Source organism: Breoghania sp., assembly GCF_030066895.1.
In the GTDB taxonomy this organism is placed as follows: Bacteria; Pseudomonadota; Alphaproteobacteria; order Rhizobiales; family Stappiaceae; genus Breoghania.
The window spans coordinates 60,698-80,056 of record NZ_JASJAV010000011.1 but is presented as its reverse complement, the minus strand read 5'-3'; the positions used below and the strand labels follow the sequence as shown (position 1 = coordinate 80,056).

Genomic DNA, 19,359 nt, shown 5'->3' with positions numbered 1-19,359 from the left:
GCCGAGAACAGCAGTGTCCGACGCTCTTCAGGTGCTGCGCCGAGAATGAATTCCAGGCCCTCGTGAAAACCGAGATCCAGCATCTCGTCGGCTTCGTCGAGCAGCACCGTGCGAATTGCGCTCAGGTCCAGCGTTCCCCGTGTGATGTGGTCGCGCAGGTGCCCGGGAGTGCCGACGACAAGATGAGCGCCACGTTCAAGCACACGGCGTTCGCCCGGATGTCCATGCCACCCACACAGGTCGCGATCCTGATTTGCGTCGTAGCAAAGACCCAATCGAGTTCGCGGCGAACTTGAATGGCGAGTTCGCGCGTCGGCGCGATGATCAGGCCAAGCGGTGCGCCAGCTTCGTCAAAGCGCTCGGCGCTTTCAAGCAGTGTCGGTGCGATTGCGATGCTGTAGGCGACCGTTTTCCCCGAGCCTATCTGCGCTGAGACGAGCAGATCGACGTCGCGATACTCCTCATTCGTTATCGCCATTTGAACCGGGGTCAGCTGGCTGTAGCCTTTCTCCGCCAGGGCGGAAGCAAGCGCCGGATGTATGGCAGCGATCGGGGATATGGGGGAGGAGTCGGTATTCGGCATCATGGTCACCATCTTTGAAGCGCGCCGAATACCATGATGGATGCGTTTTGGGCAGCGATAGTTTGCGTAGATCCCCGCCTTTAGGCACGAGGGGGCGGTGGCGACACCCTAGAGAAGCAACTAAGCGGCGGGGTCCTGCTGCCCAGGCAAAGGCCGGACAATTCGCGAACGAAGTGGTGGTCAGTTGATCTGAACGTTGTTCCCCCCCTCAGAACACGTACCGGATCTCGGCGAGGAGGCTGTGGCTGTGGGGTTCGAGCTCGCCCTCGTAGCGGGTGGTCAGGGCAAGGTCGTCATCGGTGACGTAGCGCAGACTGGCGCTGAGGTTCAGGGCATCGCCGCCAGTCTCCGACAGGGTTTGCGTGAGCACGGTAATCGGAAGGCTGGTCAGCGAGTAGGTGACATCCCTGTCCGGGCTCAGCAACTCGTGCGTCCAAACTGCCGAGATCTCGGGCTGCAGGAAGCCGTGCTCTGTCCGCTAGGTGCGGCCCAGCTTGGCGCCGATGCCGCTTTCCAGGAGGTTGGCGTTGTAGCTGCTGACGATCTGGCTGGCCGCACCCGCGCCGGTCTCGGTGTAGCCGTTCTGGTGAAAACGGATTTATTCGAGCGAGGCGGTGGGGGTCAGGGAGATGCCGCCGAGGTCGAAACGGTAGCCGCTTTCGATCTTGGCAGACAGGGCATAGCCGTCGCTTTCGGAATTGGCGGTGGCCGAAAGGGCGGGCAGTTCACGGTCGGTGTCATCGCTGTTGAAGGCCGCAGAGAGCAGGCCGTCGACATACCAGGCCCGGTCGAACAAGCTGGCGTAAACGCCAAGGGTGTAGGAATCGAGGGTGGATTTGCTGCCGCCGTCATCGTCGTAATCGATGCCGGTGAGAGCGTAGCCCGCGCTGACGCCGGCCAGGAGATGATCGCCGATCATGCGGTCGTAGTCGCCGGAGAAGAGCACGGTGCCGTAATCATAGCCGGAGTAGCCGTCGTGACTGTCCATGGATCCGCTGCGCCCGACAACGCGCAAATAAAGACCGTTGGGGTCTTCGTCGGCTGAGCGCCCGAACTGGCTCGAAAGCTCGCCATGGGCGGCGATCTGGGGCCAGGTGTCCGCATCCCCGAACCCCAGGTTTCCGCCGTTCGACTGTGCGATCTGGTAGGCGGGCATCCTGGCCATGCGGAACTGGGTGGATAGGGACTGGAGCTGGGACATGGCGACGGTGGTCTTGACCCTCTGGCCCAGAAGCAGGGAGGTCAACTCGCCCATGGTGGCGTTCGCCTCTGCTTGGGTGGAGGAATTCTCCACCGCAGCAATCAGCTCGCTCAACTCCGCGTCGGCAGTGGCGTAGTTGTCGTCGAAGGCCTTCGCAAGCTGCCTGCCGGCGGAATCTGACCCGGAGAAGACATCCGAGAAGCTCAGGCTGGTCATGTTTACGTCGCCATTGGCAGAATCGATACTGATGGAGGTGAACAGGGAGTTGGAGGTGTAGGTTACTGTGCCGGCCAGGCTGGTGGCGTTGAGGACGGTGAAGGTTCCGGCGGAGATTGAATCGTCGAGAACGAAGGTGATCACGCCGTCGTTGGTCGCGGTGCCGGTGACGGTTACCGTGGGCGTTGCGGTCTGGGTGACGTTGACCACGAGCGTGCCGTCGCTGACGGTAAGCGTATCGGTCTCGATGCTTCCGGTAGTACTCCAGGTGCCGGAACCGGACTTGGTCAGCGTGGTGATGTTGGTGATATCGCCGATGAGCGTGCCTGCGTCGAGCAGGGTTAGCAGGTTGCCGCCGCCTAGGTCAATGTCGCCGGTGATCGAGGTGCCATCGGCCAGGGTCACGGTGTCGTCGTAGTTGCCGCCCGTGGACCAGGTGCTGCCGCTGGCCGAACCCGCGGCGATGGCATAGGCCTCGCCTGAGCCGGATGTGTCGGTGGCGGTGAGGGTGCCGGTAACATACAGGTTCATGTCCTCGGCGGCACTCACTGCCACGGCCAGTCCGTCGGCTTCGGCGCTGACCGTCGTGCCGCTGATCTCCGCTGCCCCGCCTGAGCCGTCATCGAGAGCGTCCGTGGTATAAATTCCGAACGCGCCGTAGGAGCCCGCGACGGCGGTGACGGTGCCTGACAGCGAGCCAAATTCGATCGCTCCGACGCTGTAGATGCTGTAGGCGCGGGTCTCGTCCGCCGTGGCCGAAATCTTGCCCGTATCGGATAGGGTGGTCACGGTCAGGGTGCCGCTTTCGCTGTAAAGGCCATAGGCGTAATTGCCACCTGCTTTCGCCGTGACCGTGCCGGAGAGATCGGTCACGCTCAGGTCGCCGAAATAGGTCATGATTCCGTAGGCGTAGTTGCCGCCCGTCGTGGCCGAAACCGTGCCTGTTTCGGACAGGGTTTCCAGCTCAACGGCGTTCATGGCGCCGATGGCATTGGCGTAATTGGTGGTCGCGGTGGCGGTAACGGAGCCGGACAGGGTAGCGATGTTCACAGTGCTGGAGAAACCGCTGCTATAGATTGCGTAAGCGTCGTAGGTATCCGCATTTGCCGAGATCGTGCCCGCGAGATCGGTCACGGTCAGGTCTCCGGAACTCTGGATCCCTACCGCGTTGCTGCCCGCCGTAGCTGAAATTGACCTCGTGTCGGACAAGGTGTCCACCGTTACGGTTCCTTGACTGCAGAAGCCGTAGGCTCCTTCGTCGTCTACCGTGGCCGTAACCGAGCCGGAGAGCGTGCCCACGGTTATGTTTCCTCCGGAGTAGGCCCAGATCCCGTGGGCGTAACCGTCCGCCGTGGCCGAGAGGTCACCGGAGAGCGTGGTCACCACAAGGTCGCCGCTGGTGTAGATCTCCTGGGCATAACGGTAGGCCGCGTCGGCCGAAATCGAGCCGGACAGTTCATCTATCGTCATGGTACCGGTGTTGAGGCCGTAGGCGTAAGCGCTCGTCGAAGATGTGGTGGCCGATATGGAAGCCGGGAGTTCGCCGGACAGGGTTGATCCGGCCACTGTCAGCCCCACGGAGGAGAGGCCGTCGTATCCGATCAGAGCGATGCCTTCGCCGTTCTCGAAGGTGATGGCGTCGAGGCTCGGCAGGGCGGAGGTCAGGGTAATTGTTCCGTACAGCCCATCTGCGAAGGCGATGGTATCGCCGTCCGTCGCGCTGCTGATCGCCTCGCGCAAGGACCCCGATCCGGAATCGTTCAGGTTGGTGACCGTGTAGATGATGGCCCAGCCGGTTCCCGGCCAGATTGCGATCAGCGCCGACGCCAGCAGCAGCTCCCCGGCCGCCATTACAAGTCCGTTTCTTGCCCGAGCCCGGATGTTTTCTTTCATCTATTTGCCTCTTTGATGCCGATGGCGCACCCGTTGCGCGCCTCGACGCTTCGTGATCGGCTCACCCCCCAGTCAGAAAACACATTTCCCCAATCGTCACCGTGCCGCAGCCACGGCCGGACAACACCCCTTAGAGATCTATTATCATGTATATAAATATACACAAAATATTGAAATATAAAATTTTTTCTGTTTTTTTGCGTTCCAGAAAACACAGCTTTGCACTAGATAAGTCGAGGCAGCCGAGGCGCTTGCCGACACGGCCGGGTTATGCCACGGTCAATCGGCGCGATTTCTGATTGCGTATGGAGAAGCCGAAAGAATTTCGTTCGTTCCCATGGAAAAAACTGGTCCCGCCGGACGGCCGTCCCTGCGGCGCAACGCGCAAGCTGGAAAGCATCTCGGTCCCGCCCTGAAGCTTATGGGCAAGACATGGCGCCGGGACGCTGGCAATCCCAATCATGTGCACCATTGGCGACGCTGGATGGATTGCGGCTTGCCGCGCAGCGCCACGACCATCGACAAGGATATTCGCGAGGGCATTCCGGACACTCGTCTCGCCGCCTATGCCCGTTGCCTGGGGTTGACGGCGGAAACCCTGACCTCGCCGGAAACGGACATTCTGGCGGCATTGGAAGCGCCGGTTCCGGGCGGAGATCGAATCCCCTCGAAGGTGCAGGGCTATCGGGACCGGTTTCCGGAACGCTACCTGGAGAACAACCAGGAAGACTACATTCAGGAGCTGTTAGGTTTACTGCAAGGGGTGTACCGGATGCACTACCTGCTGTTTGGGCTCAACGAAATCCACCGCTGCACCGTCTAGATTCACGGAACCAAGTCCTACCGGGTGCTCATGCGCGGCCGGTTCAGCATGTTCGGCGTCGAGAATCCGCTCAACGCCGACATGTTTCCTTGGCAAAACAACCTGCATGTCCATTTTCTGTGCGAGAACGAGTTTGAACTGGGCTATGTCCTGTTCATCGACCCGCTACGGCATCATCTGGTGCGGCGGCGCAAGCCCTTCTGGCTCAAGGGAGAGGGCCTGACGGATCGGGAACTTGCCGACAACCTGCCGATCTCGTTCAAGTTTGCGCATGGAAAAGCTGCCTCTGCCGGACGGCATGCCGCTTGAAAAGCTCTATCAGCGGGAATGCGAAGAGGTGCAGCAACGGCCCGTCATCGCTCCCGGCAACCCGGACTACGATGCGTTCCGGACCGACATCCTGACGCCGGACAATTTGCGATAGGGAAGGGGAGCCGGATCGGTTGGTTCCTGCCCTACGCTCCAGCGTTGCTGTGTGAGCAACTGCACGCCAGGTCCGTTGCCTAAGACTGAACGCAGGCCTAAACTCGTCAAAATCACGAGTGGTTAAGGAGCGTTCCCGTGTTCGACGCGGATCTCATTTCTCAAGCCGTTGCCTGGCGGCATGATTTCCATCGGTATCCTGAACTTGGCTTTGAGGAGACGCGCACCTCGGAGACGGTTGCCCGACTGCTGAGTTCGTGGGGATGGCACGTCCATCGCGGCATGGCCAAGACCGGGGTGGTCGCGCGTCTGGGCGAGGGAACAGGCCTCGGTTTGCGGGCCGATATGGACGCCCTGCCGATCGTGGAAGTCAACGATTTCGCCCACAAGTCCACCATTGCGGGCAAGATGCATGCGTGTGGTCATGACGGTCACACGGCCATGCTGTTGCTTGCTGCGCAACGGATTGCGGAACTGGATCTCGGCACACGTTCCGTCACGCTGATCTTTCAGCCCTCCGAGGAGAACGACGGCGGCGCCCTTGCCATGATCGAGGAAGGGCTTTTCGAGAAATTTCCCTGTGAGGCGATCTATGCCATTCACAATTGGCCGAGCCTTCCGGTCGGCCAGTTCGCGGCGCGCGATGACAGCATAATGGCGGCCTTCGGGATCTTCGACATTGTTCTGCGCGGCACCGGCGGGCATGCGGCAATGCCTGAATTGAGCGACGGTGTCCTTGCTGCTGCTGGGCGCCTCATTCCTATGTTGCAGGAAATTCCTGCCCGGCGTCTGTCTCCGCTGGAGCCGGGCGTGGTTTCGGTCACCCAGATCCAGGGCGGGGCCGCTTACAACGTCTGCCCGGACGAGGTCCATCTGGCCGGGTGTGCCCGCTGGTTCGGTGCTGCGGCGGGCGATACGCTGCAAAGCTCCTTGCGCGCAATAACGGAAAGATTGGCGGCCGCTCACGGTTGTACTGCCGAGATCAGCTACGACCGCAGTTATCCGGCGACCATCAACACGCCGGAACATGCTGCAACCGCGCGCCGTGTTGCTGCGGGGATGGGACTGGAGGTCTCTAATCCACGGCCATCGATGGCGTCGGAGGATTTTTCGGCGATGCTTGAGGTCCAGCCCGGCGCCTATCTGTGGCTGGGAGCCGCGCGCGAAGGCGGGAAGAATCCGCGGCTTCACGCCGCCGACTATGACTTCAACGACGCTGTCCTGGCCAAGGGCGCGGAATTTTGGGTCCGTCTGGTAGAGGACAGCTTGCGGTGAGCGATCCGCTGGAAAACCGGTTCCTGCGTGATTTTATTTGTGTGGCGGAAGGGGGCTCGATCCGCGGGGCTGCGGATTGGCTCGGTGTGGCGGCTTCTGTCATCAGCCGGAACGTGCTGGATGCGGAAATTCGGTTGGGCGTGCAATTGCTGGAGCGCAATTTGCGCGGGGTGCGGCTGACGTCAGCGGGAGAACTCGTGCGCGAGCATGCTCTCCAGCGCCAGGACGAGAACACCTACCTTTTCGACCAGTTGCAGACATTGGGGGAAGGGCGGCAACAGCTCGTGCGCATCGCGCTCGGCGAAGGATTTGCATCGGACCTGATGCAGAACGGGCTGAAGCCGCTTTATGCGATCCATCCTGAGTTTTGCTACTCGATCGATCTCGCCGGTACGGAGGAATTGCAGCGTCGGGTGGTGCAGGGGCAGGCGGATATCGCGATCGCCTACAATCCGAGTATCAGCGAGGCAACGCGATCTCTGGCGGTTCAACGCCATCCGCTTTGCGCAGTCGTTCCGCGTGGTTCGGCTCTGGCGGAGGGGGCTCGGTGCGTTTGATCGAGGTTTTGCGGGGGCCTGTGGAGCTTCTCGATCAGAGACACGGCATTCGCGCTCTCCTCACCCAGGCTGCAAGCGATCAGGGGCTAGTGGTCCAACCGTTGGTCGAAACTGCGTCGATTGCCCTGTTGATCCGGTATGTGGCCGCCGGGATCGGGGCGACCTTCCTGCCGCGCTTTGCTGCGACCGCCCAGGCGGCGCGGGGCGATCTGGCCGTGGTCGAACTTGAAGACGAAACCCTACGCTACGTCAGCGCGCACCTTATGGTCCGGGCCCGGCGGCGTTTGCCCAAATCGGTCGTAATGACTGCCAACTTCCTGGCCAAGCGGATGCAGGCTTTCACGTCAGACGAGTAGCCGTGTTCGCTCTGGGGCAACACAGGTTTCGTAAACCCACCTCTGCCACGACACCAATCTCCCAGTCCTAAAACTCATTACGTTGCGGTGACCTCCGCCGCGCGTCACGAAAATAGCTTTCCAGGGAGACTGTCTTGTCTGACAAATCGCCACTCCGCACCGGGGTTATTGGTCTCGGTGCCATGGATTTCGGCATGGCCAAGGTGCTTGCGGCCAAGGGCTTCGCACCGCTGGTCTTCGACATATCGAAGATCTCGCTGGAGCGGGCCTCTGCCGTCGGAGCCTCACCATGCGCCAGCGCCGCGGACGTCATTGCGGTCGCCGAGGTCATCGTCCTGTCGCTTGCCACCGCACGTCATGTCGAAGTGTTGTCGACGAGACTTTGAGCGCCGGGGCTCTGGTAACGCCGGGCAAGACGATCATCGATGCCTCGACCTCGGAAGCGGAGACCTCTCGCGCCCTGGCCAGCAGGCTGGCGCCGCTCGGCCGCGGCTTCCTCGATGCACCGGTGAGCGGTGGTCCCACAGGTGCGGCCGCGGGCACGTTGGCAATGATGGTGGGCGGAGATGCCGATGTCGTCGCCCGAGCTAGGCCCGTTCTGGAAGCCATCGCGGCCAAGATCATTCATGTCGATCCTTCCGGCGCCGGCAATGTCGCCAAGCTCGTGAACAACATGCTGGTGGCCTGCCACATGATCACCACCAAGGAAGCCCTGAAGCTTGCGATAGCGTCCGGCGTCAGCGCCGAGGACGCCCTGCGCGTGGTCAATACCGCCACCGGCCGCAGCGCGTTGAGCGAAGTGCATTTCCACACCTGGGTTCTGACGGGCAGCTTCGATAGCGGCTTTTCAACGGGTTTGATGCGCAAGGACGTGCGTCTAGCGCTTGAAATGGCAGGCGAAGGGCTGGAGATGCCGCTTTCGCGTTTGGCCGCCGAATTGTGGGCGGAGGAAAATTCCGGCTTCGCGGATGACGATGACTTCATAGTCATGGGCGATCCGGCTCGTGGTGCGCGTGAAGAGAAGGAAAAGGTCTATGCTTGATGTCTCTTCGCATTCCGCCGCGCTCAATGACGAGATTTCCGCTCTTCTGACGACACTTCTGGGCGACGGCACGGTGAAAAGCTCGGTCGGCGGCGAACTTGTTGCCGGAGATGGCGAGCCGCGGGATCTTACGAACCCGGCGACGGGTTTGGTCTTTGCGCAGTTCCGCGATGCCTCAGCCGGAACTGTCGCGGCTGAGGCTGAAGCCGCAATCCGTGCGCAGGTCGAATGGTGCGCCATGACCGCATCGCAACGCGGCCGTATCCCGTTCGAGATCGGCCGTCAGATCCGCGCCCACGCAGCTCCGCTGTCGCAGTTGGAAAGCCTGTCGACGGGGCGGCCGATCCGCGATTGCGGCGGCGAGCCCGTGCGCATGGCGGAGATGGTTCGAGTACTATGCGGGCTGGTGCGACAAGCTTTACGGTGACGTGATCCCGGTGCCGTCGAGCCATCTGAACTACACTCGGCACGAGCCGATCGGCGTCGTTACCCAGATCACGCCGTGGAACGCCCCGCTCTTCACCTGTTGCTGGCAGGTGACCACAGCCATTTGCGCGGGCAACGCGGTGATGCTGAAGCCGTCGGAACTGACGCCGCTCAGCTCGCTGGTGATCGGGAAATTGTGCAAGCTTGCCGGTGCTCCGCGCGGGCTGGTCAATGTGCTGGTCGGAGCCGGCCCCACCACCGGCCAGGCGATGATCGATCATGAGGCGACGGGACTGATCGTCTTCGTCGGTTCGGCTCAGGCAGGCGCTCATATCGCGGCTTCGGCGGCACGGCGCACGATCCCTTCCGTCCTGGAAATGGGTGGCAAGTGCGGATCTGGACCATGCCATTGTCGGTGCGCAGGCGGCGATCTTTGCCAGTTGCGGACAAAGCTGCGTGGCCGGTTCGCGTCTGCTGGTCCACGAAAGCATCCACGATGAGCTGGTCGAGAGGTTCGCTGCGGTGAGCGCGGCCATTCCGGTAGGAATGCCGAGCGATCCGACGACCCAGATCGGCCCGATCAACAATCTGCGCCAACTGGAAAAGATCCGGCAAATGGTGGGCCGGGCGACCGACGACGGTGCGCGTCTTGCGACCGGCGGAGCGGAGCAAGCCGATCTGGCTGAGACGGGCGGCTATTTCTATGCACCCACCGTGCTCGATGACGTCGACCCGCAGATGGAAATCGCCCGTGAGGAGGTTTTCGGTCCGGTCGTCTCGGTTCTGACGTTCCGCGACGAGGACGAGGCGGTGGCGCTGGCCAACGGCACGCCCTACGGGTTGGCCGGTGCCGTATGGACCCGGGATGTCGGGCGTGCGCATCGCATGGCCGCCAGGGTTCGCGCCGGCACCTTCTGGATCAACAGCTACAAGACGATCAACGTCATGTCTCCCTTCGGCGGTTTCGGGCGCTCGGGCTACGGCCGCTCTTCGGGCCGCGAAGTGCTGGGTGCCTATACGCAGACTAAATTCGCTTGGGTTGAAACCGCCGCCGACCCCGCGTTCGGTTTCGGCACCCTACCGGCCTGATTTCGACGGGCGCGGCCCCCTGCGCCCGTTCAACAACAACAAGAACAAACAATAAAACACCGCCTAAACAGTGCACCTCCAGAGAGGACATCATGTCACTTGCCAGAGAACTTCTGCTCGATTGGCGCATGCATCTCAGCGTGCTCATCATTACGATCATCTGCGAGGCGATCGGCGTCGTCGCTATCCCTATCGGCATTGGCAGCGTTCTGCTGCTTCCGCTGCTCTACGCCTTCCTGATCGGCCTGGTTCTCAATCCCAACGTGGTGAAGCCTGCGGGCAAGTGGCTGCAACAGTGACACGTGCGCGCTGCCTCTCCGCTGATCGTCGTGGCGATCATGCCGTTCATCGCCAAGTTCGGAACGATCATCGGTCCGTCTCTGCAACAGCTTGTCGATGCGGGGCCTGCGCTACTTTTGCAGGAACTGGGCAACCTCGGCACCATCGTGCTGGCCTTCCCCGTTGCAGTCCTTGTGCTCGGAATGGGGCGCGAAGCAATCGGCGCCTGCTTCTCCGTGGCCCGGGAGCCGTCCATTGTCATCATCGCCGACGAGTACGGACTGAAGGCCGCGAGGGCGCCGGCGTGATGGGGGTCTACGTCATCGGGACGCTTTTCGGCACGTTCGTCTTCGCCGTCCTTGCCTCGCTTCTGGCTTCCATGGGGATCTTCAACATCGAGGCGCTCGCCATGGCGTGCGGCATCGGTTCCGGCTCGATGATGGCGGTCTGCACCGGCGCGCTCGCCAATGCGGTTCCCGGCCAGCAGCAGAGCATCCTTGCCCTTGTCGGGGCCTCCAATGTTCTGACCTACGCGACGGGCCTCTATCTCAGCATCTTCGTTGCGCTACCGGTGACCGAGAAACTCTACGCCTGGTTCGGCCCCAAGGCTGAAACCGCGACCGCAGGAGAACGATCATGTCCGATACGCCCAACGAAGACCTTTCGTTCGAGGAACTCCCCACCGAAGAAGTGAAGCTGGGGATTGCAGAGCATGTCATGGTCCTGGCGGTGATCAGCGTCATCACCTTCTTCGGCAACGCCGTTGCGACCAATGCCACCGTGCCGCAAGGGCTGATCGGATTGGCTCTGCTCTATGTCCTGTGCATGGTCGGCGTGGTGATCACCCGCTTTGCTCCGATCAAACTGCCGTCGGTTGCGTGGATCTCGCTGGTCGCGATCATCGTGACGACACCGTGGTTTCCGGGGAATGACTGGATCCTGGCGCAGGTGAAGCACATCAACTTCCTGACGCTTGCCACGCCGTGTCTCACCGATGCGGGCATTGCGATCGCGCAACGCGAGATCGATATCGCCAAATCGTCCGGCTGGAAGATGTTTGTGATCGCCGTTCTGGTGATGGCGGGAACCTATGTCGGCTCCGCAGTGGTCGCACAGATCTTCCTGTAGACCGCTCACGGGACTGCATGCGGGGCGGCTCCGCCCCCGCTCTTTTCTTTCGGCATCAAGCGTGGTTCGCTGTGCGACCGCTTGGCCTCGCCTGCATTCGCCCTGTCACCGGCAACCGATCGACGTTCTCGCGCTTAAGCCTGCTGACGGCATTGGCGAGTGCTGGGACGGCGGCGATGAGCGGTGCCTCACCGGCCCCGGCCGGTGGCTCGGTGGCGTGCTCGATGAGCTCAATTCGCATTTCCGGAACGTGTCTATGGGTCGGCGTTTCGTAGTCCGGGAAGGAGCGGGCGGTCATCAGGCCATCGCTCAGATGAGCCTGTTCCATCAGCACCTGGCCGATCGCCATCATCAGGCAGCCCTCGGTCTGGGCCCTGACGCGATCCGGATTGACCACCAGGCCGATGTCGAGAACGCAGAACGCCCTCTGCACGCGAATCGATCCGTCATCGGAACGAGAGACGTCGAAGGCGGCGGCGACATGGCTGTGGTCGTGATAGATGCCGCAGGCAATGCCCCGTGCCGCGTCTGGCTGCAAGGGAGATGTCTCCATCATCTTGCGCAGCCGTTTCAGACACGTGCCGAGGCGCTCTTCACCGGGGCCGAGATTTGAGAAGGCGCAGGGCGATCGGGTCGATGCCGGTTGCCTGCGCCAGCCAGTCCACTGCGATTTCGATGGCTGACGTGTTCTGCGTTGCGCCCAGAGATCGCCACTGGCCAATGAAGATCGGCAGGTCCTCGTCCTGGAATTCGATCCGGCGGCGTGATGCAGAGTAGGGCGGGCGGCTGCTTTTCGGGTTGCGCCGAAATCTGCCATGACCATCCGGGCAAGGCCGAGCGCCCATTTCGGCGTCATGATCTCGGTGAGAAGAAAATGGCCGCTGACGCTTGCCTGCCACCAGTCGGAAATGTGCCCCGCCTTGTCCGCCCGGATGCGGACGCGATGGCTCGACGGCGGTCTCACCCGGTCGGCCCGGAACTTCTCTTCGCGTGTCCACTGCACCTTCACCGGCTGTCGGACATGCCGGGCGAGCATCAACGCCTCGCGCCCGACATCGTAGAGTGCTCGGCCGCCGAAGGCCCGCCGGTACGCATCGGATGGACAATGACGCACTCCTCGAACCAGCCGAGATCCCGCGCCGCCTTGCACCGATGAACGAAGGCGTCCTGTGTGCCGACCCAGAGATGAAATATCCGGACGCCCTTTTCCCTGGTGACGTGGGCAATCGCGGTCCTGAGTTCCTGGGCAGCATGATGGAGCGGTGGCAGGTCGAGGCGATGGTCGACGGTTCAGTCCTCGTCGGCCGCTAGTTCTTCATCCTCGATCACGTGCTCCAGCGCCCCTTTCAACAGAAAGGCATCGACATCGACCAGGGTTGCGAGCCCCGCATCATCGAGCGGGTGCGGCTCGTCCCAGGTTACCCGGACCTTCGCCATGGCTTGCTCAAGTGCCGAAGGCGTCGCGGCGACTACGCCGACCATGGCTTCGGCCGCGTCGTGGAAGACGTCGACGACCCCGGCCACGTCCCGAGCCTCGTCGAGGTCGATGCCGCGCAAGCGCGCGCCAGGAAAGGGCGGCTGGAGCATGCGGCCGTAGAGCATGCCGGACAGGGAGAAGTCATCGACGAAGAGTTCGGCGCCGGTGACGATTTCGATGTCTCGGTTATCCCGTGTGTTGCGGCCGATTTCGTTCTTCGGCCATCTCGAGAAAAAGCTGTAGAGCGGCACGTCTCCGAAATCCTCGGCGGCGATGGTCCGTATCTTTCCATCGACCAGATCAGCGTAGCGAATTTCGCGCGTCCCGATGCGGAAGCCGTCGACCATGTCGTAAACCTCTGCAGGAGCTGCGCCCAAGCTGTCGGCGGCCTTGCGGCGCAGGATTTTTCGCATGACGGCAGCCGCGCGGGCGACGGGGCGGGCATGGGAGGACATGCCGTGGCTGCCGGTGGTAAAACGCATGTAGGGGATTTCGGAAGTACCCGGCATGACGAGGCGGATTTCTTCAGCCTTGAGGTTCAACTCCTTGGCAACGATCTGGGCGAAGCTTGCGGGCGTGTCCTGGCCGAGATCGTGAACGGGGTTCAGCAGCACCGCCGTGCCGTCCGGCGTCATGTGCAGCCAGTAGCGCCCGTCGTCATCTGCCGGGTCCCGGCTCGATGGCAGGACGGGCAGCTTGCCGGCACTGAAATAGGCGCCGACACTCAGGCCCGCCACAGCGAGATCCGCGCCGAGGAGCAGGCGTCGACGATTGGTCGACAGTGACAACAGGGTTATCGGACGGCTCCTTCGTCACGCATTGCTTCAGCGGCACGGTGGATGGCCCGGATGGCGCGCACCTGACTGCCACAGCGGCAGAGGTTGCCCGCCATCCAGTCGGCGATCTCATCTGTCGACGGCGCCGGATTGTGCTTCAGAAGCGCAAGCGCCTGCATGATCTGTCCCGGGTGGCAGAAGCCGCATTGCGCCACGGCTTCATCGATCCATGCCTGTTGAAGGGGATGAAGTGGTGCGCCGGACTGGCTCAATCCCTCGATGGTGGTAAGGCTCAGGTCTGCGACATCATTCGGCTTGAGCCGATAGCTGCGCGTGGCCTCGCCGTCGATCAGGATAGTGCAGGCCCCGCAGGAACCTTCGCCGCAGCCGCATTTGACTCCCACCAGCCCGAGATGTTCGCGCAGGACAACGAGAAGACTCTCGTCCGCCCAGGGATCTGCCACGTTGTAGGAAGTCCCGTTGACCAGCAAGCGTGTCATTTGCCCTCCTCCCGTCGGTTATGGATGGGATCATGTCTTGATCGGGTGCTATTCCCGCGGCCCGAACTCGATCTCGGTGACCTTGGCCCTCCAGAAGGGGTGGTGCTTTCCCGCTGCCGCGCGCGAAATGGTGAGCTCGGTCGGGTGCCGCACGCCCTCCCTCAGTCGATAGTCGTCGCTCTCCACGTGTTCGCCGGGGCCGTGGTAGGGCGTGGTCAGGTCTCCGTCCTCTTCCGCCGACATCTCGATCAGCGCTCCGGACGCATCAAAACGGGCGATCATGTTTTCGGTGATGCCGTGATCGCTCACCAGTGCGCGGGCCGTGCTGTCGTCAATCGCCTGCCAGATGACCGGGCCATCGGGAAGCAGAGCGGGCGGCCAGGACGAGGCTTCGAGCAGCCAGCGGCGCAAAGACAGCCGGTCGAGCTGTGCGTCGTTTGTGAAATGCAGCAAGGTGATTGCGGATACGAGTTTCGCCCGCATTTCCATCCGGCCTGCAACGTAACCGTCATAGGCCGCCGCCCAGATTGGTCCCGGGATCGGTGTCGTTGCGTGGAAGACGAAATCGGGGGACCTGGTGGAAATGATCTGCTCGGCGGATGTCGGCTGGAAGTTCTCGGTGAGCAGTCGACGGAAATCGCCTGCGGCCTTGATCCGGACAAAGGCGGGCAGGCCGTCTGTTCCGTCGGGAAGGGCGGCCATCTGGTCCGGGGTAACGCGTGGGGCACTTGCCCGCTCGCGGACCTGGTCCTCGAGCGCAGCAATATCGCAGCCGGTCCGCCAGATCCCCCAACTGAGGAAGCTGGCAATGGCGACGATGATGATCAGCAGCGCGAGAAACAGGAACTTGAGCGCTTTCATGATCGACCTCCGCAGGGAACCCGTCTGATGCATGTCCGGACGCCGGCCGTTTTCGTTCGCGGTTCAGCGAAGCAGGGGCAAGGCTTGCCCGGCGTCTCGGGTCACAGTAAGCGTAAAGTTGTGTACGAAAATCTATAGCGTATATTTGTGTACGCATCAAGGGGAATGCATGCGCAGTGCGGATGAGAAAGATCGGCGGATGCTGGAGATCGAGGAAGCTGCCTACGCGCTCCTCAGCGAGGTCGGCTGCAAGGCGACGTCGATGCTGGCCATCGCCAAGCGGGCCAAGGCGAGCAACGAGACGCTTTATCGCTGGTACGGCAACAAGCAGGGCCTGTTCGCGCGCATGGTCGAGCGCAACGCGGAAGCCTCCATCAAGGCTCTGGAGACCGCGCTGCAATCAGGCAGGCCGATTGGCGATGTTCTCGATGAACTCGGTCCGGCCCTGCTGCAACTCGTGGTCGGCGAGAGAGCCGTGGCGCTCAACCGCGCGGCCGCGGGCGATGTTCATGACAGCGGTCAGCTTGGCCGGCTGATTGCAGAGGGCGGTCGCGCACGGGTGGAAAAACTGCTGGCGCAGGTATTGGGGCGCTACGAGAGCCTGACGTGCCCGGCCGAGACAATCGCTGCATCCTATCTCGATCTGTTGATCGGCGATATCCAGGTCCGGCGTATCATTGGTGCGGCGGACATTCCGGATGAGAGCTGGATCCGCGAGAGATCCGATCGGGCAAAGCGGATTGCCGTTCTCCTGATGGAAACCGGGATGCAGGCGCCGCGTGCGCGCGGATAGTTGCCGTGTGGTCGACGTCTTGGGGAGGCGCGCGCTTGGCTGAGAGCGGCAGAGCCAAGGGTGAGCCCGGCACGGCCATGATTGCGGGTCGGGCCGATAGTCTGCCCGGGATGTCCTTAGTCGACGGGCAGGCCGGGACGGCCCAGCGGGCGTTGCAATGCCGTTTCGCCGGTCAACGAATTCAGGAACGCCACGATATCGGCGAGCTCGGCCTCGGTAATGGGCGGCAGTTCGATACCGATCTTGGCCAGAATTCGATTGTTCTCGATCTCGTTGTCATGCAGTGCGAAGTCGCCGGATGCGAGCCACCGAACCGGCGGCAGGCTCGCCATTTCGTTGCTCCACTTGGTGTTGCTTTACATTTCGCAGGAACGGCACGCGAAAACGGTAAGCGTCGTCAGGATCGTCGGAAACGGCCAGCCGGCCCACGTCGCGGGAAATCAGGTCGTTCAGCAAGGTGCGGCCCGGCCCCAACGGCGGCAGCCCCAGCGCCTGAAAGCTCTGGTTCGACAGCAGCGGTCCCGAATGGCAATTCGAACAGCTGACCTTGCCATAAAACAACTCCATCCCGCGTTTTTGCGCGGAGTTCATGGCCGTCTTGTCGCCCTCAAGGTACTTGTCGAACGGGCTGTCGAAATTGCGACACTCGGTGCCTTCGAAAGCTGCAATGGCATTGGCGATTTCGACGATCGTGATGTCAGAGGCTTCGTTCACATTGTCGAAGGCCTCAATGAACATCGGGACATAGGCGTCGATCTTGCGGATACGCTCGGTGACCAGCAGCCAGACGTAATTCGCACCTTCGTAGGCGACTCTGGCGATCCTGGTTTTCTTCGGGTTGCCCGGCCATTTCCGTTTCCGACGCCATCGGAAACAAGACCTGCGCCGCCAGCGCCGAATTCAATCCTTCGGGCAGGAATATCCAGGCTGGGGTTCTGAAGCCGTTGCCGAAATTGTCGGACACCTCGACCCGTCCGTCGAGGAACATGAACCGGACATCCTTGTGGCCCAGGTTCCACAAGGCGGGCGCACTGCGGGGCACGCGTTCGAGGATCCGGTCGTGTCCGGTTCCACCTGTGCGGTGGGGCCCGAGCCCGACTCCGCCCTCGCCAATACCCAGACTGACCCCGTCAGAGCCGTTGAAGTCTGGTGATGACAGGTGGCGCAGGCGATATTTCGGTTGCCGGACAGCACCTTGTCGTAAAACAGCAACTGGCCGAGCTTCATCTGAGCCGGGTCGAACTGAATAAAATCATCAGGTTTCAACGTGTCCGGAAAATCAAACGCCATGGCCGGCGCGGCCAGGGTCAGGGATAGCAGACACGCGTAAACTCTTGCTCGAATGGATGTCACCTTAAATTCCCCATTTGAACAACTTTCCCCAAGGTTACATTCATCCAAAGTGCTGCTCCAAGCGGTTTCTGCTTTTGCCGCTTGTGGAGCGCGGCATGAAAACCTCAAAGTCTGTGTATCAACACAGTGCTTCTCATTTTGCAGAAATTTATCCGGATACTCGGACCTCCGGAACCTGATCCGACATTTCGCGAGATGCCCCGCGTCACTCGCGGGTGAGGCGGTAGCTGGCGCCTGCTTTGAGCGGGCCGGAGACCTCCGTGCGTCCGCCGTCTGCCCAGTGGACCGTGAGGCGGGTGATTTCGTCCGCCTCGCCAAGTTCGAAATGCGCCACCGGCGCATCGAACGACATGAAGCCGCCGCCCGATTGCAGCTCGCGCATCATCCGGGTTCCGTCCGGCAGTTCGACGTCCAGCCGTGCGCCCACCCCGCGGCTGTTGCCCTTGGCGTCGCGCAATTCGACCTCGATGGCGTTGCCGGATTGCGAACCGTTGCGGAAGAGAGAGACGGGGCCGTTGACCGGTTGGGTGATGATGTCGAGATCGCCGTCATGGTCCATGTCGAAGGCAACCGCACTGGCGGTCATCAGGTAATCTTCCAGCCCGAAGGGGCCCGAGGTCTCGGTGAAGGTTCCGTCGCCCATGTTGCGGTAGAACAGATTTGACGGGCTGACCCCGTTCGGCACCCAGGTACCGTTGACGACATAGACGTCCTGCAGGCCGTCATTGTCGAAATCGGCGATCTTCGTGTCCCAGGACAAGCCGCCGATCTCCAGCCCTTCGCTCAAGGCGGTGTCGGTATAGGCCTTGTCCGTACCCGGCCGTGTCAGCAGCACGTTCGTGCGCATGACTTGCCGAACCGTGGTGTCGAAGACCGATTGCAGCGGCCTCAGCCGGGGCTTGAAATGGATGTCGCAAAAGGCCCGCGTCACCTTCTGGTCGGCGGGGAGCAGAGCGCAGATCGTCGGATCGTTCTTCTGGATCAGCAGATCCTTGACCGACATCGCCTTGCATTCCGCCTTTAGCTCGCCTTCGAATTCCTCGCACTTTTCCGCGTAATCCGGATCGAACCTGTTGCCGGCCTTGTACCAGGTCTTGATTGCCATGTTGCGGAGGCAGAGCGCCTTGGTCGGGGCGTCCTGAATGCCATCGCAATATTGCGACAGCGGCTGCATCTTCAGCCGTTCCGAGACCGCCGACGACCGCCCCGCGATCTGGGCGAAGAAAAGTTCCGGCGTCCCGTCATTGTGAAGATCCGCCACCTTGATCGCCATGGTGGTGTGCGGGATCGGCTCGTTGGCCCGGGTGATGGCGGTGAAACCGCCCTTGCCGTCGCCGAGATAAACGTGATCCGGCATCTCGAAATCGTTGCCGACCAGGAGATCGGCTGTGCCGTTCAGGTCGATATCGCTGAACAGGATGGTCAGCGTCTCGCCGGGCAGCCCCTCCATATCGGTGAAATGGTTGCCGCTGAGCGATCCGTTTTCGTTGAAGATCAGCCGATTGCGCGATTTCTCACCTGGGATGCGCCGGTACCAGCCTGCCGCCCAATTGCCCATAATGGCATCGAGGTCGCCGTCGCGGTCGACATCGGCGAAGCTCACCGAAATCGACAGCATCGCTTCCTCGCGGTTGGATATGCGTTGCGGCGAGGCGGTGTTGAAAACGCCCTGCCGGTTGTAGACGACGTAGTTGCCGTCCGCATACGTGGCGAGAAACAGATCGAGCCGGCCGTCGTTGTCGATATCCACCAGCGCGGCGTTGAAGACGTCGAGATCCGCCACCAGGCCGAGTTCGTCCGCCGATCGGCTGAACCCGCCGGTGCCGTCGTTCTTGTAGATGTAGACGCCGCGTTCGGTGGAGGCGATCACCAGATCCAGATCGTCGTCATTGTCGATGTTGCCGGTCGTCAGGCTGCGCCCTTCCCAGAAGGGGGGCCACATGTCTTTCATCGAAAACTCCAGCGGCTTGTCTATGCCGTGGGTCGAGGCCTCGACGCGCTGGAAGACCGTCTCATAGGCGGGTGAACGCGGGGCGAAGGCGCGTGACGTCATGCTGACCGGGCGGTCGGAGGATATGTCCGCCGCCTCGACAGGTGCGATCAGTGCCGCAAGGACTGCAGCCAGAGGCAAGGCAAATCCCACGCGCCTCTCGGCGTGTCGCACGACTGGTCCGATCATCGATCCCCACTCGCGGGCCGCGCTGAAAGTCAGGTAATGGCGCGCCGCTTGCTGTCTGCAATTCCGCGATCATTGGCCAATCGGGCGGCCAATTCAACCGGGTTTCCCATTTGAATGACCAGGGTATTT

General features: G+C 61.9%; 20 protein-coding genes and 5 pseudogenes. 13 read left to right on the top strand and 12 right to left on the bottom strand.

Annotated features, from left to right (window positions below; translation table 11 throughout):
- Positions 1-35: 35 nt before the first annotated feature.
- The 3 genes and pseudogenes from QNJ43_RS12640 to QNJ43_RS12630 form a co-directional block, all read right to left on the bottom strand.
- Positions 36-478, bottom strand: a pseudogene (locus tag QNJ43_RS12640) (DEAD/DEAH box helicase); the annotation flags it as partial.
- A 313-nt stretch (positions 479-791) separates the two neighbouring features.
- Positions 792-1,007 carry a hypothetical protein gene (locus tag QNJ43_RS12635; protein ID WP_300470499.1) on the bottom strand — a complete coding sequence of 72 codons (216 nt, stop codon included), beginning with the start codon at positions 1,005-1,007 and terminating at the stop codon, positions 792-794.
- A gap of 174 nt (positions 1,008-1,181) precedes the next feature.
- Positions 1,182-3,893 carry an autotransporter domain-containing protein gene (locus QNJ43_RS12630; protein ID WP_300470497.1) on the bottom strand — a complete coding sequence of 904 codons (2,712 nt, stop codon included), beginning with the start codon at positions 3,891-3,893 and terminating at the stop codon, positions 1,182-1,184.
- A 337-nt stretch (positions 3,894-4,230) separates the two neighbouring features.
- Here QNJ43_RS12630 and QNJ43_RS12625 point away from each other — a divergent pair, with 337 nt between their 5' ends.
- The 11 genes and pseudogenes from QNJ43_RS12625 to QNJ43_RS12570 all read left to right on the top strand — a co-directional run bounded on the left by QNJ43_RS12625 (position 4,231) and on the right by QNJ43_RS12570 (position 11,291).
- Positions 4,231-4,716 (top strand): hypothetical protein, encoded by a 486-nt coding sequence (locus QNJ43_RS12625; protein ID WP_300470495.1) that lies wholly within the window; start codon positions 4,231-4,233, stop codon positions 4,714-4,716.
- 24 nt (positions 4,717-4,740) lie between these two features.
- The gene (locus QNJ43_RS12620; protein ID WP_300470494.1) at positions 4,741-5,025 is read left to right on the top strand and encodes a hypothetical protein; all 285 of its coding nucleotides are present in this window, start codon (positions 4,741-4,743) and stop codon (positions 5,023-5,025) included.
- Positions 4,988-5,140, top strand: coding sequence for a hypothetical protein (locus QNJ43_RS12615; RefSeq protein ID WP_300470492.1), 153 nt, complete (start codon positions 4,988-4,990; stop codon positions 5,138-5,140). Before QNJ43_RS12620 ends, QNJ43_RS12615 begins: the two co-directional genes overlap by 38 nt.
- Positions 5,141-5,277: 137 nt before the next feature.
- Entirely contained in the window at positions 5,278-6,414 is a 1,137-nt protein-coding gene (locus tag QNJ43_RS12610; protein WP_300470491.1) for an amidohydrolase, read from the top strand.
- Positions 6,411-7,327, top strand: a pseudogene (locus QNJ43_RS27150) (LysR family transcriptional regulator). The gene QNJ43_RS12610 and the pseudogene QNJ43_RS27150 overlap by 4 nt, the downstream one beginning before the upstream one ends.
- 134 nt (positions 7,328-7,461) lie before the next feature.
- Positions 7,462-7,713: an NAD(P)-binding domain-containing protein gene (locus QNJ43_RS12595; RefSeq protein ID WP_300470488.1), complete on the top strand. Its 252-nt coding sequence runs from the start codon at positions 7,462-7,464 to the stop codon at positions 7,711-7,713.
- Complete coding sequence (locus QNJ43_RS12590) at positions 7,710-8,369, top strand: NAD(P)-dependent oxidoreductase (RefSeq protein ID WP_300470487.1); 660 nt, start codon at positions 7,710-7,712, stop codon at positions 8,367-8,369. Before QNJ43_RS12595 ends, QNJ43_RS12590 begins: the two co-directional genes overlap by 4 nt.
- A pseudogene (locus QNJ43_RS12585) lies at positions 8,362-9,884 on the top strand (aldehyde dehydrogenase family protein). The gene QNJ43_RS12590 and the pseudogene QNJ43_RS12585 overlap by 8 nt, the downstream one beginning before the upstream one ends.
- 92 nt (positions 9,885-9,976) lie before the next feature.
- A pseudogene (locus QNJ43_RS12580) lies at positions 9,977-10,471 on the top strand (DUF3100 domain-containing protein).
- Complete coding sequence (locus QNJ43_RS12575; RefSeq protein ID WP_300470660.1) at positions 10,471-10,857, top strand: DUF3100 domain-containing protein; 387 nt, start codon at positions 10,471-10,473, stop codon at positions 10,855-10,857. Before QNJ43_RS12580 ends, QNJ43_RS12575 begins: the two are co-directional and overlap by 1 nt.
- Positions 10,800-11,291 (top strand): hypothetical protein, encoded by a 492-nt coding sequence (locus QNJ43_RS12570; protein WP_300470486.1) that lies wholly within the window; start codon positions 10,800-10,802, stop codon positions 11,289-11,291. The genes QNJ43_RS12575 and QNJ43_RS12570 overlap by 58 nt, the downstream gene beginning before the upstream one ends.
- Positions 11,292-11,346: 55 nt before the next feature.
- Here the strand turns inward: QNJ43_RS12570 and QNJ43_RS12565 are convergent, their stop codons facing one another.
- Positions 11,347-12,441 carry a molybdopterin cofactor-binding domain-containing protein gene (locus tag QNJ43_RS12565; RefSeq protein WP_300470484.1) on the bottom strand — a complete coding sequence of 365 codons (1,095 nt, stop codon included), beginning with the start codon at positions 12,439-12,441 and terminating at the stop codon, positions 11,347-11,349.
- Positions 12,442-12,443: 2 nt separating this feature from the next.
- Here QNJ43_RS12565 and QNJ43_RS12560 point away from each other — a divergent pair, with 2 nt between their 5' ends.
- Positions 12,444-12,602, top strand: coding sequence for a hypothetical protein (locus tag QNJ43_RS12560; protein ID WP_300470482.1), 159 nt, complete (start codon positions 12,444-12,446; stop codon positions 12,600-12,602).
- Here the strand turns inward: QNJ43_RS12560 and QNJ43_RS12555 are convergent.
- Genes QNJ43_RS12555 through QNJ43_RS12545 form a run of 3 tightly spaced genes read right to left on the bottom strand, consistent with a single transcriptional unit; the run spans position 12,582 to position 14,905 of the window.
- The gene (locus QNJ43_RS12555) at positions 12,582-13,556 is read right to left on the bottom strand and encodes a molybdopterin cofactor-binding domain-containing protein (RefSeq protein ID WP_300470480.1); all 975 of its coding nucleotides are present in this window, start codon (positions 13,554-13,556) and stop codon (positions 12,582-12,584) included. The genes QNJ43_RS12560 and QNJ43_RS12555 overlap by 21 nt on opposite strands.
- Positions 13,557-13,561: 5 nt before the next feature.
- Positions 13,562-14,044 carry a 2Fe-2S iron-sulfur cluster-binding protein gene (locus QNJ43_RS12550; protein ID WP_300470478.1) on the bottom strand — a complete coding sequence of 161 codons (483 nt, stop codon included), beginning with the start codon at positions 14,042-14,044 and terminating at the stop codon, positions 13,562-13,564.
- Positions 14,045-14,092: 48 nt separating this feature from the next.
- Positions 14,093-14,905: a DUF6544 family protein gene (locus QNJ43_RS12545; RefSeq protein ID WP_300470475.1), complete on the bottom strand. Its 813-nt coding sequence runs from the start codon at positions 14,903-14,905 to the stop codon at positions 14,093-14,095.
- Positions 14,906-15,074: 169 nt separating this feature from the next.
- On the opposite strand from QNJ43_RS12545, the gene QNJ43_RS12540 reads away from it, so the two are divergent.
- Entirely contained in the window at positions 15,075-15,698 is a 624-nt protein-coding gene (locus tag QNJ43_RS12540) for a TetR/AcrR family transcriptional regulator (protein WP_300470473.1), read from the top strand.
- A 116-nt stretch (positions 15,699-15,814) separates the two neighbouring features.
- On the opposite strand, the gene QNJ43_RS12535 is transcribed toward QNJ43_RS12540, so the two are convergent.
- From QNJ43_RS12535 to QNJ43_RS12520, 5 genes and pseudogenes are all read right to left on the bottom strand, one after another.
- Positions 15,815-16,030, bottom strand: a complete 216-nt coding sequence (locus tag QNJ43_RS12535) for a hypothetical protein (protein WP_300470471.1) — start codon at positions 16,028-16,030, stop codon at positions 15,815-15,817.
- Positions 15,975-16,436 carry a hypothetical protein gene (locus QNJ43_RS12530; protein ID WP_300470468.1) on the bottom strand — a complete coding sequence of 154 codons (462 nt, stop codon included), beginning with the start codon at positions 16,434-16,436 and terminating at the stop codon, positions 15,975-15,977. The genes QNJ43_RS12535 and QNJ43_RS12530 overlap by 56 nt, the downstream gene beginning before the upstream one ends.
- A complete protein-coding gene (locus QNJ43_RS27145; protein WP_346432976.1) occupies positions 16,426-16,740 on the bottom strand; it encodes a hypothetical protein in 315 nt (104 codons plus the stop codon). Before QNJ43_RS27145 ends, QNJ43_RS12530 begins: the two co-directional genes overlap by 11 nt.
- A 138-nt stretch (positions 16,741-16,878) precedes the next feature.
- Positions 16,879-16,925, bottom strand: a pseudogene (locus tag QNJ43_RS27140) (hypothetical protein); the annotation flags it as partial.
- A gap of 331 nt (positions 16,926-17,256) precedes the next feature.
- Entirely contained in the window at positions 17,257-19,194 is a 1,938-nt protein-coding gene (locus QNJ43_RS12520; protein WP_300470466.1) for a CRTAC1 family protein, read from the bottom strand.
- Positions 19,195-19,359 lie beyond the last annotated feature (165 nt).